The sequence below is a fragment of the aff. Roholtiella sp. LEGE 12411 genome, from assembly GCF_015206995.1.
In the GTDB taxonomy this organism is placed as follows: domain Bacteria; phylum Cyanobacteriota; class Cyanobacteriia; order Cyanobacteriales; family Nostocaceae; genus Komarekiella.
The window spans coordinates 80,031-93,672 of the sequence record NZ_JADEXR010000004.1 but is presented as its reverse complement, the minus strand read 5'-3'; the positions used below and the strand labels follow the sequence as shown (position 1 = coordinate 93,672).

General features: G+C 38.0%; 11 protein-coding genes and 1 tRNA gene. 3 read left to right on the top strand and 9 right to left on the bottom strand.

The window, feature by feature from the left end; genetic code table 11:
• Positions 1-10 precede the first annotated feature (10 nt).
• On the bottom strand, positions 11-910 hold the full coding sequence (locus IQ246_RS02175) for a rhodanese-related sulfurtransferase (protein ID WP_193999686.1): 900 nt from the start codon (positions 908-910) through the stop codon (positions 11-13).
• A 71-nt stretch (positions 911-981) separates the two neighbouring features.
• Here IQ246_RS02175 and IQ246_RS02170 point away from each other — a divergent pair.
• Both IQ246_RS02170 and IQ246_RS02165 read left to right on the top strand, forming a co-directional pair.
• Positions 982-1,054 (top strand) — tRNA-Ala (locus IQ246_RS02170).
• A 30-nt stretch (positions 1,055-1,084) separates the two neighbouring features.
• Complete coding sequence (locus tag IQ246_RS02165) at positions 1,085-1,858, top strand: glucosamine-6-phosphate deaminase (protein ID WP_193999684.1); 774 nt, start codon at positions 1,085-1,087, stop codon at positions 1,856-1,858.
• A gap of 129 nt (positions 1,859-1,987) precedes the next feature.
• Here IQ246_RS02165 and IQ246_RS02160 read toward each other — a convergent pair whose 3' ends face one another.
• The 8 genes from IQ246_RS02160 to IQ246_RS02125 all read right to left on the bottom strand — a co-directional run bounded on the left by IQ246_RS02160 (position 1,988) and on the right by IQ246_RS02125 (position 12,136).
• Positions 1,988-2,956 carry a phytanoyl-CoA dioxygenase family protein gene (locus tag IQ246_RS02160; RefSeq protein ID WP_193999682.1) on the bottom strand — a complete coding sequence of 323 codons (969 nt, stop codon included), beginning with the start codon at positions 2,954-2,956 and terminating at the stop codon, positions 1,988-1,990.
• Between the two features lie 162 nt (positions 2,957-3,118).
• Positions 3,119-4,237, bottom strand: a complete 1,119-nt coding sequence (locus IQ246_RS02155) for a mechanosensitive ion channel family protein (RefSeq protein ID WP_193999680.1) — start codon at positions 4,235-4,237, stop codon at positions 3,119-3,121.
• A gap of 45 nt (positions 4,238-4,282) precedes the next feature.
• A complete protein-coding gene (gene egtD, locus IQ246_RS02150) occupies positions 4,283-5,251 on the bottom strand; it encodes an L-histidine N(alpha)-methyltransferase (RefSeq protein ID WP_193999678.1) in 969 nt (322 codons plus the stop codon).
• Between the two features lie 236 nt (positions 5,252-5,487).
• Positions 5,488-6,846 carry a 5-histidylcysteine sulfoxide synthase gene (gene ovoA / locus IQ246_RS02145; protein ID WP_193999692.1) on the bottom strand — a complete coding sequence of 453 codons (1,359 nt, stop codon included), beginning with the start codon at positions 6,844-6,846 and terminating at the stop codon, positions 5,488-5,490.
• Between the two features lie 1,251 nt (positions 6,847-8,097).
• Complete coding sequence (locus tag IQ246_RS02140; RefSeq protein WP_193999676.1) at positions 8,098-8,784, bottom strand: DevA family ABC transporter ATP-binding protein; 687 nt, start codon at positions 8,782-8,784, stop codon at positions 8,098-8,100.
• Between the two features lie 26 nt (positions 8,785-8,810).
• Positions 8,811-9,983: an ABC transporter permease DevC gene (gene devC, locus IQ246_RS02135; RefSeq protein WP_193999674.1), complete on the bottom strand. Its 1,173-nt coding sequence runs from the start codon at positions 9,981-9,983 to the stop codon at positions 8,811-8,813.
• A 61-nt stretch (positions 9,984-10,044) separates the two neighbouring features.
• Complete coding sequence (locus IQ246_RS02130; protein ID WP_193999672.1) at positions 10,045-11,280, bottom strand: ABC exporter membrane fusion protein; 1,236 nt, start codon at positions 11,278-11,280, stop codon at positions 10,045-10,047.
• Positions 11,281-11,812: 532 nt separating this feature from the next.
• Entirely contained in the window at positions 11,813-12,136 is a 324-nt protein-coding gene (locus IQ246_RS02125) for a hypothetical protein (protein WP_193999670.1), read from the bottom strand.
• Positions 12,137-13,239: 1,103 nt separating this feature from the next.
• Between IQ246_RS02125 and IQ246_RS30105 the strand changes: the two genes are divergently transcribed.
• Positions 13,240-13,560 (top strand): hypothetical protein, encoded by a 321-nt coding sequence (locus tag IQ246_RS30105; RefSeq protein ID WP_244141906.1) that lies wholly within the window; start codon positions 13,240-13,242, stop codon positions 13,558-13,560.
• Positions 13,561-13,642: the final 82 nt, after the last annotated feature.

Sequence of the window (13,642 nt, the reverse complement as noted above, 5' to 3'; positions counted from 1 at the left end):
CCCCCATGCCCTATCCCCCATTCCCCTTCAACTGAATCTGTCGCCATTTTTGTTGCTGACGCGCTCTTTTTTCCTCAGTTAAGCTATCAAAACAATATGCACAGCAAATGCCTTCTTCATACTTGGAAGACATTTTATCTTGTTCAGAAATTAGATGCCCACAATTGAGACATAACTCATAACTTCCTTCTTCCAAACCATGACTAACAGCTACCCGATTATCAAAGACAAAACATTCTCCTTCCCATAAACTTTCTGCTGCTGGGACTTGCTCCAAATACTTGAGAATACCGCCTTTGAGATGATAGACTTTGGTGAATCCTTGGGCAAGCATAAAGGATGAAGCTTTTTCGCAGCGAATACCGCCAGTACAAAACAACGCAACCTTTTTGTGTTTAGTTGGATCGAGGTGGTGGCGAACATATTCCGGGAATTCTCGAAATGAGTCAGTTTTGGGATTTTGCGCTCTTTGGAATGTGCCGATATGCACTTCATAATCGTTGCGGGTGTCAATCACAGTTACTTCTGGATCAGAAATTAAATCATTCCATTCTTGGGGATTGACATAGGTACCAACTTGCTCATTGGGGTCAACTTCAGGCAAACCCAGAGTAACGATTTCTGGCTTTAACCGCACCTTCATCCGCTCAAATGGCGGGGTATCAGTATAAGATTCTTTATGTTCTAGGTCTACAAAACGCAGGTCAGAACGCAGAAAACAGAGAACAGAGTCAACCGCCTGACGCGAACCTGCGATCGTTCCGTTAATGCCTTCTTCTGCTAGTAAAATTGTCCCCTTGACACCTTGCGCTTGACAGTAAGACAACAAGGAATCTCGTTTTTGGGCAAAATCTGGCAATTTGACAAATTTATACAGTGCTGCAACAACTTGGATGTTTTCTGAGTTCATCTGTTTGACAACGGAACAATATAAGTTAGAATAGCGAAGGCAAATAAGATTATCTGCTTTTTTAATTTTATGGGGGTTTAGCTCAGTTGGTAGAGCGCCTGCTTTGCAAGCAGGATGTCAGCGGTTCGAGTCCGCTAACCTCCATTCTGCAATACTCCCCGAATGTGTAAGCACATGCCAGCTGCTACAAACTTTTTTCGCGTTGATGAACTACTAGTGCATATTTACAACTCTGAAGTCGAAATGGCACAGAAGGTTGCCGAAATTGCACAAAATTATTTACAGAACGTTCTCACACAACAGGATACAGCCGCTGTCTTGTTAGCAACAGGTAACTCCCAAATCCAATTTCTTGATGTTTTAGTCGCATTGGGTGGTTTAGATTGGTCACGGATTACTTTGTTTCATTTAGATGAATATTTAGGAATTGCTGCTGATCATGCTGCAAGTTTCCGGCGATATATGCGAGAACGTGTAGAAAAGCGGGTTGCTCCAAAAAAATTTCACTATATAGAAGGTGATACATTGCAACCTGTGACAGAATGCGATCGCTACACTAAACTACTGCAAGCACAACCAATTGACTTATGCTGTCTCGGTATTGGCGAAAATGGACATTTGGCTTTTAATGATCCGTCTGTAGCAGATTTTCAAGATCCTTACAGTGTAAAACTAGTTAAACTAGATACCGTGAATCGTCAGCAACAGGTACGTACAGGTCATTTCCCGAATCTGGAAACTGTGCCGCAATACGCTTTTACTCTAACAATCCCGATGATTTGTTCAGCCAAAAAAATTCTCTGCTTAGCGCCAGAAAAACGCAAAGCAGATGTGGTGAAGGAGATATTGCAGGGGTCTATAAGTACAGACTATCCAGCTTCGATTTTGCGTCAACAACCCCAAGCAACGTTATTTTTGGATGTAAATTCTGCCAGCCTACTGCCTTAAAATACTCAGAATAACTCAGGACTTACGCAAGTGTCATATTTTTTTCGTTGAGGTTGTCCACAGTCAAAGACCCTTGACCCTTTACTCTTATACCAGAAGCCTTGTGTGCCAGTTGCGTAAGTCCTATAACTATTGTTTTATCCCTATGGCTACGCCTTTCTCCAGGTTTGCCATCTGTTGTTTGAGAAAATGTAAAACTGGCTCGGCTTCTTTTGATTCTTCAAAACTCGCATAAGAATAGCGATATAGTCCTCTAGCAATCAAGCCCAATCTAGTTTTAAAATCAATTGATGATGGAATATTAATCATCACATCATCGATAGGTAAGCTTTCTCCTTTTTGGCAATAAGCAGCATAGCTAATTCTTGGTTCCTCAGCACGTTTACTACTGCGACTACCCCAGTGAAAAACATACTGATTCCAGCATGAAAGAACTCCAGCTTTTGTAGGTAATGCTCTAACATCCTCTAAAGCAAATTGATTAGCTGGTGTACTTAAGTCTGTAATAGCTTCAGCATATTGAGGATCGCGATTCAAAGGTAATATATACATGCATGAATTCAAAGGATTAGCATCAGTAATGGTAATCCAAATAGTCAGTACTGTAGGCATACCATTAGCGTCGATGGTATTTGTATACTCTGCGTCACGATGAGGTTCAAATCCCTTGCCAGTATCAACAGTATCTATGTAGTAAACCCAGAAATTGGGAATTAGCTTATAGCCTGAGCCAAGAACTCCTTCCAAGATGGGGTTAAAGTAGTCAAATACTTGATAGAAAACATCATATACAAGAGCAAAAATTGGTGGAAAACCAGCCTTTCTTACCTGATTAATACACTCATTCATTTCCTGAATAGTGGCAGAAGGAATTAATTGATTGGTTTGAAAATACCCTTCTTCTCGCAGTTGTAAAGTGTAGTCATTTAGCCTCTTCTTGCTAATATCGCTAGAATCTTGAAAATCGGCAAAGGGATTATCAGAAATAGTTAAATTTGGGTTAAGACTACGCCAGTAATTAATATCTTGCGCCTGAGTCAGAAGTGGAGTCAAATCTTCTAAAGAGATAGACTTTCGCAAAATTGTATCTTCTGCCATAATTTTCACTCTTTGTTCGATGGTTTGATTACGAGTCTGATTATCTTTGCAATGATCAGCTAGAACACATTTAAATTGCACAATCATTCATGAGGGATGTCATGCGTCATTTGTCATTAGTCAAAAGTATTTACAAATGACAGATGACATTAAGATTGATCTTCAATTATTACTTGCTGTCGTAGTTTGTCTATAATCTTCTGGGGTTGTTTCTAATTGCACATGTAGGAAATCAATTCCCTCTTGCTCTAATAGTTCCAAAATGCATAAATTTAATTGCTTTTCGGCGGAAAAATAGAGATTGTCATCATTAACAAATGCCATAACTTCAATGATGCGGGAATTTTGTTCAATTTTGGTGAAACGAACTGTACATGATGGAGAAAACCCAGGTATAGACTTGGGAATTTCTTGAATAGCATCACAAATTTTGGCTGTTTTTCGTGCCGAAATCCCGTCTATTTTGAGAACTAAATTAATTCCCCACTTTAATTCTTTCCCAGAATTTTGTGACCAATTGTCAACGATTCCAGAAATCATCTTAGAATTGGGCATTTTCATGATAGAACCCCACTTAACTATATGCAACGTTGTGGTTCTAAATCCAATGTTTAGGATCTGCACAAAACCATCTACTCCTGATACTCCCACCCAGTCCCCTTCTCGATATAGATGATCGGAGTAGATAATAAGTGTACAAAACCAATCATAAACAATGTCTTTGAAGAGCAAGCCTAAAGTAATTCCTGCTCCTCCCAATAGACCAACAAGTGCGGCTGCTGATTGTCCTAAAAATATCTCACTGATTTTGATGGTCAGTACGATAATTGCTACTGCTTGAAAAATCTTTGGCATCAAGGGTCTGAGTAATTCATCTAACTCAGTTTCCGTGTGCAATACCACGTTAGCAATTATCTGTCCTAAAATGGAAGAGCCTCGGTAAACAATGTATGCAATTATGAAAATTACCAAAAGATTGAGCGTTCTACCAATTGTTTCGCTCAATTGAGGCCCTAATTCATCTGCCAAAATGACTTTTGAAAACCATAGTCCACCAATGAAAATCAGCCAGCCTAAAGAAGGCTTGATAACTGTAATTAGCTCATCATCAAGTTTGCTTTTAGTTTTGCTAGTTAGACGCTCTATGCTTTTAATAATGACTGCAACAAAAAGCCGCCTTAAAACCTGTGTTAGAGTCAGTACGATGATCACAACCGCTATTTTAGCGATGGGGATACCAGAGTAATTGAGATTTTTCAGCGTGTTCCAAATTGATTCCATAGTTACCTTGAAAACTGGTAGAGCCTTTTGAAGTTATGAGAAAAGTTATTGAGCTTGGCAAAGAATTAATCCAAACCAGTTTTGAGGATCTGTCCAAATTTTCAAGGTTTGAAGTTTTTGTACTTCAAGTTGTTTTTGGATGATTGCTAAATCGAACTTGCGAGAAATTTCAGTGAGAATACTTTCCCCAGCTTGAAACGAGGTTTTTAAATTGAGAATATCTAGAGATACAGAATGATTTTCTTGGCAATGGAGATACATTTCAATCTGATGATCAACTTGATCATAAATTGCTTGATGAGTGAAGAAATCGAGATTAAAATTACCTTGGAAACGCCAATTCAAATGGGATAGCATATTCAAATTAAAAGCAGCTGTTATTCCTTGACTATCGTTATAGGCTGCTTCTAAAATTTCTTGCGGTTTTTGTAAATCAATGCCAAGAAGAAAGTAATCTCCTGGTTTAGAAGCGTGAGCAACTTGGCTCAAAAAACGGTCGGATTCTTGTCGGGTAAAGTTACCCATAGAACTTCCCAGAAAGAAAATCATCCGCGACTGCGAAGAGCTTGATTTTAGATGGGTTAAGGCTTGTTCGTAAGTTCCTAGTAATCCCTGAATAGAAAAATCAGGGTATTTTTGTTGTAACTCTACAACACTGGTTTTGAGAATTCCCCCACTGATATCGATAGGTAGATATCTACAGTCATCTGCCATTTTTTGATAAGCATCCAACAAAATACGAGTCTTAGTGGAACTACCGCTACCTAATTCTACTAATTCACAACTACCTGTGATTTGAGCAATTTCATCGGCGTATTGGCTCAAAATCCACGCTTCTGTTCGTGTTGGATAGTATTCTGGTAAATCACAAATTTCTTCAAAAAGTTGAGAACCACGATCGTCGTAAAAATATTTGGGTGGTAGACTTTTTGGGGTTTGTGTTAGTCCTTGAATGACATCATCATTTGATTCTTGATAATGATTATCAAGAATTGTTAAAGTTTGTATGGACATTTTCTAGTTGATTCTTTGTTATGCTCTGGATGGAGAAAATTTTGGCGTCACTGAATTAAATAATACTTCAAGAAAAGGAAAGTGTGTCCAATGATTCTTGACAAGAATTATCAAGAGTTGTTAAAGTCCGTATGGACATTTTCTAGTTGATTCTTTGTTATGCTCTAGATGGAGAAAATTTTGGCGTCACTGAATTAAATAATACTTCAAAAAAAGAAAAATGTGTCTAAGTTTGATTACACAGCTTGCAAATCTTGAGCAATTCTAAAACCAGCGTGTTGATAAAAGTAGGGGCGGAACCAGTTGCGATAGGTTGGCAATGCCATTGAACCATTAGTCGCCCAAGAGCCGCCTAGCATCATCTGATGTTTGCCATCAAAAAAAGGTGCTGCTTGGTCTTCGTAAAGTGGATGAGGTTGAAATCCTGGTAGGGAATTGAAGGTATCTCCCAGCCATTCCCAGACATTTCCTCTGAGATCATAAAGACCACAAGTACTATTGGCTGGTTTGAACATCCCCACTGGACTGGGGGAAATGAATTGTAAATTGAGATTATAGTTAGTTGATGAATGGTTATCAACAGAGGTTAGTAAGGCTTGATTCCATTCGGCTTCGGTCATTAAGCGGATTTGTGAGCCTTGAGAGCGACAAAATGCGATCGCTTCGTAGTAGTTGACTTCTACAGGCCAATCTAGGGGTAAGTCTATTTCGTCAAATGTGGCTCGATAGCGGTAGCCATCCTTAAAGGGAATCCAGAATTTGGGATGTTGTACATTATAAAGTTGCTTCCAATTCCAAGATTCAGCATTCCAGTAGTCTGAATTTTTGTAGCCACCAGCTTGAACAAAATTGAGAAATTCTCCGTTGGTGATTAGATACTTACTCGCCAAAAACGGTTTCACCTCAACAGTGCGATCGCCATACTCACTATCCCAACCGTAGGTCAAATCACCTTTGGATTTTCCCAGTTTCACTACACCACCTGGAATTGAACGCATTTCATTGTTAGGAATTTCATCATTACTAGGTGCGTAATTCCACTCTTGGGGACGTTCTAGGCACTCAACAGGTAACTGACGTAGCAACACAGAAGAGGTTTCAAAGTGAATGCGACTATGCTCTATTCCCATCAGCAAAGCCCAAAAAGGATGCTCTTGATGAATGGGCAAGTGCAAGGAAGTATTTTGAATAACTTCTGTAATTGCCTCCTGTACCTTATCTCTATATTGCCAAACTTTTTCTACATCAGGCCAGCTAAACTCTCTTATAGCTGCATCAAGTTCTCCTGGTGTCTCTGGATCAACTCCAATTTCAAATATATTTTCGTATTGTGAATTAATCCGATTTTCTATTAAACCAACGCCAATTAACTTGTTGATGTAAAAAACAGCTGAGTGACCAAGATAAAAAATTAGACGATTTCTTAAAGGATCAGGGTTGAGATAGAAGATGTCTTCCCTGATCAAAGTTTTCATGAGTCTTTCTTCAAGTTCCCAGGAATTTTCAAAGTACTTAAGCAGCTTTTGGGAACTGCAATCATTAAGTATAGGGACTTGATTTGATGTCAGCTTATTTATTGTTGAAACTATACCCATGAAATTTTTGACAGAACCTTCATCGCAGGAATTACGTAAACTAATGTGAGCCGCCAAGTTATCACCAAAAAATGTCTGAGCAACTCATTCAAATCAAGTTATGACATTTATCATTGCTGTATGGGTGATTGGAATGATGATATAGTCTATACAATTTTACAAAATGTGATCATAAACACAAGATATACGTGTCCTTAATCACAATTTTTTTTTGAAAATTTAGTATGTGAGTAGCAAGCTTTAAAAGGTAAAAGAAGTCATAAGGGAGAGTAAGAAGGCAGTTTTGCTGAAGAGAAACCCTAAAGAGTAAGTGGTGTAAACAGAGATTCCTTTCTCTACGAGACGCTAACGTTAGTAGCTGATAAGGAGCCAGTGCGTTGGGGAGAAAGCACTATGGGCTGGTTTACCGACTTGAAGAGAGATAACTTGAAAAGTGACGCTCGTTCCCCGCTATCGCTGCGCTAACAGAGCGCTTTGGAACAAATGAAGCCAGAGTCTGTAAACGCCGCCTCAAATCCTACTCTTTAATCCAGCAACCTAGACTTTAATGGAGCAAGCAATTGCAAATGGCTGGAATCGTGAGCGTTTCCGCTTTTTTTATTGCCATTCCTATAAGCTTGTTCAAGCCTGCAACTAGATAAGCAAGCCTCAAGATAGGGACAATCTTCACACTTGAGGTTTTTGCCTGGATTGGTACATCCACAAGGAGGATTCACGTAACATTCTGAAGGTTGTTTAGGTGTCCAAGACTTTTTAAATATCAGGTATAAAGCTGCTTCTTGGAGGCAGAAAACAAAATCTTTTACCATGTTATGGAAGAATTTCCAATTGGGAATTACTTACTAGATGGACTTAACTAATGTAAGCGATCGCTTGGTTTGACTAGATGATAATCTTTAAAATTAATTTTCTCCCATAAGATCATAATTACGAATTATTTAAGCTTGGAAACATCATGATTTTGATAACAGTATTAAAATTGTATATACAATATCAAAAATATCTTATTCTGTGAAGATATAGCCTCATCCTTTAGACATGTTTTACCCCAGACTTCAGGAATATTTTTACTGAATAAGAACAAATTTAGTAGGACTTACGCAACTGGCACCAAGGCTTCTGGTATAAGAGTCAAGGGTCAAGGGTCAAGGGTCAAGGGTCAAGGGTCAAGAATCAAGGTTTTTTGGACTTTTGACCTTTGACTCTGGACAACCTCTGGCGTTAAAAATATGACACTTGCGTAAGTCCTGTTTAGTTATGAGGAGCCAGCTGACCATCTTCCATGTGAATTATCCGATCAGCAACATCTAAAATTCGGTTGTCGTGAGTAACCATTAAAATGGCGCAATTCTGTTCTTTAGCTAATTGCTGCATCAGGTTAACAATATCTCGACCTGACTTGCTATCTAAAGCAGCAGTGGGTTCATCAGCTAATACTAATTTAGGATGACTTACTAAAGCACGAGCAATAGCTACGCGTTGTTTTTGCCCTCCTGAGAGATCATGCGGATAGTAATTAGCTCTATTCCCTAGTTTAACCGCCTCTAGCATAGCTTCTGACTTACTGCAAGCTTCTGATTCGGAAATATTTTTGTGTAATTCAAGAGACATTTGGACATTCTGTCGGGCTGTTAAGAAATCCAGCAAGTTGTGAGCTTGGAAAATATAGCCAATGTGGCGACGTACTTTGACTAACTGCTCATTACTGGCTCCATGAAGTTCCCTACCCAGAAATTCAAGGCTTCCCTCTTGGACAGAACGTAACCCACCAATCAAAGTCAGTAAAGTTGTTTTTCCTGAGCCGGATGGGCCAGTCATAATTACAATTTCACCATATTTAATCGTCAGATTAATATCAAATAAAATCTGAGTTCGCAATGTTTTTTTACCAAAATATTGATTGAGGTTTTTGATGTCAATAATAGATTTTAATTTCATTTTTTTTTAGAAAGACACACATCAATTTAAAAGATATCAGCTGGATCTACTTTTCGCAGTTTATTAGTAGAGAAGAATCCCGAAGTTAAGCACATTAAAATTGCAGAAATCAGCACTATAGCTGCCTTATCTAAGCTCATAGTAACTGGTAATTTAGTAGCATTTTTTGCCACATCATATAGAGCTACAGATATAACAAAACCTGGAATATAACCTAGAGATGCTAAAATTAAAGCTTGTTGAAAAACTACACTTAGCAGATATTTGTTTTTAAAGCCCATTGCTTTTAAGGTTGCATATTCAGCTAAATGAGTGGAAATATTACTATAAAGAATTTGATAAACAACTATTACACCAACAACAAACCCCATTATTACCATCAGATTAAACACAAATCCAATCGGTGTTCTCAGAGTCCAATAGTTTTTTTCCAATGTAATAAAATCCTCGCGGCTAACAACTACAACATCTTCAGGTAAGTTGGCTGATAAAGTTGCTACAACTTTTTGTGGATCGGCATCGGATTTGAGTGTAATTAATCCAATATCTATATTTTGTACCGAGCGGTCTTGGAATATGCGGAGGAAAGTTGAGGAACTAACGATTAAATTGCCATCAACTCCAAAGGAAGGCCCTAAGCTAAATAAGCCGCCAACTTTAACTCTATAACCAATTAATGCGGTGTAGCTGAATATTTCAACATTCACATTTTTCCCTTGCTCAAAATCTTTAGCGATCGCTCCAAATTCCGGTCTAGCAGCGCGGTCAAATAAGACTATCCTAGGATTTTGTAATAGCTGAAAATTTTGCTGAATTTCTGGAGATTTAAAAATCGATTTGACCGGATCAAAACCAATCACATATAGTGGAAACTTTAGACCATTAATGGGATTTTTTAACTTGGCAAATTGCATGTATAAGGGGCTAATTGATTCCACACCATCAACACTTAATGCCTGATATAAACGCCAGCGTGGAAAGCTTTGATTGGACGTCAAAGATTTATATTGGGCACTGATGATAAATAAATCTCCTTGGAGATTCTTATGTAGCTGGGTAGCACTGGCATAGAGGGCATCTTGGAAACCAATTTGCATAAACATCAAAACTGCGACAAAAGCAATACCAGCTAAAGCTACAAGAAAGCGAACTTTTTGTCTTGATAGCTGTAGCCAAGCCAGAGGTATATTGAGAATCATCTTCTAAACCCCAAGTGATGCAAATTAGATTATTGCTAAAAATACTGAAAGTGCAATGTCATTATTCCCTATCCCCTATTCCCCATCCCCCATTCCCTACCGTATCAATAATTACCTGTACCTGTAATTCAGTTAATGCAGCAACTTGTTGATTATCTGCTAAGTTAGTGATGCGAATTTTTACATCAACTACTTTGTTATCCGTCTCTGATTGTAGATTGTTACTGAAGATATTCTGTTTACCAACTTGCAAACCAATATCTGTGACTGTTCCTCGCAATTTACCTGAAAAAGCATCGCTAGTAATAGTAGCAGACTGACCTATACGCACTTTTTTGATATCAGTTTCATAGACTTCTGCTACTGCATACATCTGCTGTGTGCGACCTAAATCAGCTATTCCCGTAGTACCAATAACTTCTCCGGGCCAAGTATTAATTTTCAGGATTTGTCCGCTTAAAGGCGATCGCACAACACTTAAATCCCAGTCTGCTTGAGCCTGTTTCACTGAGGCGATCGCACTGTCAACATCAGCTTGTGCTGCTTGTATATCGGTAGGACGGACTTCAGCAATACTCTTGAGCCTGGCTTTGGCTTCGCTTAACTGCTTTTGAATAGTTTCGACAGTACGGTTAAGTGAAGCTTTAGCTTCGTTGAGTTGCTGTTGAACAGTCTCGACTCGTAAACGTCTAGTGTCTGAATCGGAAGATGAAATTGCACCTTCTTTATATAATTGCTGATATCGCTGATTTTCGCTTTCAGCATTACGCAATTCTGCTGTTATGCGAGCGATAGTTGCTTGTTGTGCAGAAGTTTCACCGTTTAACTCAGCTTCTAGGCGAGCGATGGTTGCTCTTTGTGCAGAGATATCTCCGGCTTTTGCTCCCGCTTTTACTTGGTTGAAACTTGCTTGAGCAACTAAAACTTGTTTTCGGGCTTTTTCTAAAGCTGCAAGACGAGTATCATAACTGTCAAGAATTGCAACTATTTGCTCTCGACGCACTCTGTCTCCTTTGTTCACCAAGAGTTTTGCAACTCGAACACCCGCTTGAGAATTGGGAGCAGACAGACGAATAACCTCTCCTTGCGGTTCTAAACGTCCTAAAGCAGCAACAGCAGTCATGGTAGGAGAACTGCTTGGGGTAGGTGCTGGAGGGTTCAATATAGAGATAGAGGTTTTAATTCGTGAAAAGCTGTAAATAAAAATTGTACCAGTTGCTACAGCGATCGCAGCTGCCATAATTATCGACGGCCAACCTACAGGTTTTGTAAACGATTGCTTTTGTTTGTGTACCATAATCATGTTTTCTAAGTTAGCGATGTCTAACGACAAGCTGTTTTTAAAGTTCTAATCGGCGATTAGACTTGTGTTTACATCTACGCTACTCATGCATTTACAGTGTTTTTCAAATCAATAGACCATAAATTGTGGGGTGGGTAATTTCCACCCTCAAAAAATGCTGTAATTTACATGTAGCAAGCAGCCATACTGCTCGCCATTAGGTTGTTGTATTTTGAAGTTGAAGTTTTGAATTACTGACTGCGTTATTTTGCTGATTTAAAACAACTTGAACAACACACATAACACCCGGATTTCTCACTCTATGCAAGATATGCCCATGTGTCATGAAAACGTAGAATGAAAGTAGACTTTCAAGCTAGACAGAAGATAAAGTACACTTGATAGCATTGCCTGATAACGTCGGGTCTAAATTGTTGGCAAAGAAAAAGCTCGGAGGATGGAACTATCGAAAAAGTATCCATCCCGTTAGTAAAATTAGCTTTTAGTAGAGCTATTTGGTACTTTATACATTCAACCAGATGTATCTTTACTTGTTTAATACCGCCTCTTTGCTCTTTTTCATAATCGCTAAGTATTCATTGCGAGTTCCGTCTATCCGATAGTGATCGCAAATTTGGCAGAGTTTCAAAATATCTAATCTGCTGAATACTTTTTGATGCTCAATTCCATTGTCATTTCTCCACCGCCAGAAAGTTGTCCGGTCAATGCGGCGATTGCTCTCAGGCCATCTTCGCCGGGATAAAAAATCCACTAGTTCTTCTTCGTAAAACGAGTAACCTTTTGGCAACTTAAGAAGTTCGTCTCTTAATTCAGTTAGCGGTATGAGTGGATCTAGCTCAGATAGTCTCATGCCAGCAAGCCCTTATAGTTTCATGTAGGTCAAATGATGCAGAACGCTTTGTCAAATACGGTTTATCGCATTAGGTTGCATTGCCATACTGTGCGGTTAAGAATATATAGAGTGATTAGTAAATCAGGTGAATTTAATATTTATATTCTCCTAACTTTTGCATCTCTCCACTTTGCTAATCTAACAGTATGGAATTCCTTTATTTAATAATATACGATAAACTGTTTGATACTCAATTGCAACCCAGATGCAACAATCTTGATGCTAAAAAGTTAGTTTATCAACCAATACAAAAGCTTTAAAATAGTGTTTGTGATTGGTCGCTTTATACTTTTATAACTAACCGTATTTTGTCCGCATTTTTCAACATAGTCTCGGAACTATTGATTTGGTTTAAAATATATTTAATATGTACTTGATTGCTCATATTATTTCTCATTCCTTAGATATAGTTACCAGTGGCTAACTTTACATGGCTGCAAAAACTTGTTCTTTATAAATAAAAATTTTACCAAAAAAATTAATTAATTGATTGCTATATAGATCAGTTTACAATAAATCAACTTTTGGATAGATGTAAATATAAGACATTTTATTATTTGATACTTTCTTATACACAGTTATTCATCAGATAAGACTTGTCTATTATGCTAGGAAAGCTGCTTACAGCAGTTAATGTCACTTGTTATACATTATACTTTTAGTAGCCAATAGGGTTACAGGTTAAATAGAGGTTCTATATAAAATATTTCCAATTGCCAAGTTAAATAAAAATCAGCTTATGAACCTCGAAAATGTATATATGGATTAGTAAAATATTTTGGTAATAATTTTTGCTCTTGTGTAGCTAATACATATAAATTATAGAACTCACAAATTATTTACATAAATGATGTGCAGCAAAATATTAATTTTATAAGAATTATGCTATTAACAGCTTCAGTAGCTGAAAATAATTGTATGAACTAAGATAAATGCAATTTATATGCAACTTTTATCATTAATTATTTCTGTATGAGATACTAATAAATAAGAGTTTTATAGCTATGTGAGTGACAGCGATCGCCCCAAAGACCCAAGATAAAATGAAACTACAGCGATTCATGCTCTCATTGCCAAGCTTTGATAACCAGCGGCTGATTTTTCATGCAGCTCGCCAGACTCTTCGCAAAGCTGAGATGGCCCGCCTTGCGGTGCATGAATGGCTCAATTATCATGATTTTGAGCTAGAAGAATGGAAAACCAAAACAGCTTCTGAGCTTGGAATTAGTATTAGTGAACTTGAGCGAAAGCTATTAGCTGCTGCTCAGCGCCAGGCGATAATGAGGAAAAGAGATGAAGATCCTAATCCTATAGAAACTTGCAATTTAGATGATGATTCATGTACCCAATCACCATCGGTAAATGAGCAAATTCAAACTTAGCACTGTTAATTTGAAACTACCTATAAAATTATGAACCAGCATTTTATCTAGCACTATAGATCAAGTTGTGTGGAAGTTGCAT

What these genes read in the sequence shown, in the direction of transcription:
- IQ246_RS02175 (WP_193999686.1), bottom strand. Translation starts at nt 910, where the DNA reads ATGAACTCAGAAAACATCCAAGTTGTTGCAGCACTGTATAAATTTGTC.
- IQ246_RS02165 (WP_193999684.1), top strand. Translation starts at nt 1,085, where the DNA reads ATGCCAGCTGCTACAAACTTTTTTCGCGTTGATGAACTACTAGTGCAT.
- IQ246_RS02160 (WP_193999682.1), bottom strand. Translation starts at nt 2,956, where the DNA reads ATGGCAGAAGATACAATTTTGCGAAAGTCTATCTCTTTAGAAGATTTG.
- IQ246_RS02155 (WP_193999680.1), bottom strand. Translation starts at nt 4,237, where the DNA reads ATGGAATCAATTTGGAACACGCTGAAAAATCTCAATTACTCTGGTATC.
- egtD (WP_193999678.1), bottom strand. Translation starts at nt 5,251, where the DNA reads ATGTCCATACAAACTTTAACAATTCTTGATAATCATTATCAAGAATCA.
- ovoA (WP_193999692.1), bottom strand. Translation starts at nt 6,846, where the DNA reads ATGGGTATAGTTTCAACAATAAATAAGCTGACATCAAATCAAGTCCCT.
- IQ246_RS02140 (WP_193999676.1), bottom strand. Translation starts at nt 8,784, where the DNA reads ATGAAATTAAAATCTATTATTGACATCAAAAACCTCAATCAATATTTT.
- devC (WP_193999674.1), bottom strand. Translation starts at nt 9,983, where the DNA reads ATGATTCTCAATATACCTCTGGCTTGGCTACAGCTATCAAGACAAAAA.
- IQ246_RS02130 (WP_193999672.1), bottom strand. Translation starts at nt 11,280, where the DNA reads ATGGTACACAAACAAAAGCAATCGTTTACAAAACCTGTAGGTTGGCCG.
- IQ246_RS02125 (WP_193999670.1), bottom strand. Translation starts at nt 12,136, where the DNA reads ATGAGACTATCTGAGCTAGATCCACTCATACCGCTAACTGAATTAAGA.
- IQ246_RS30105 (WP_244141906.1), top strand. Translation starts at nt 13,240, where the DNA reads ATGCTCTCATTGCCAAGCTTTGATAACCAGCGGCTGATTTTTCATGCA.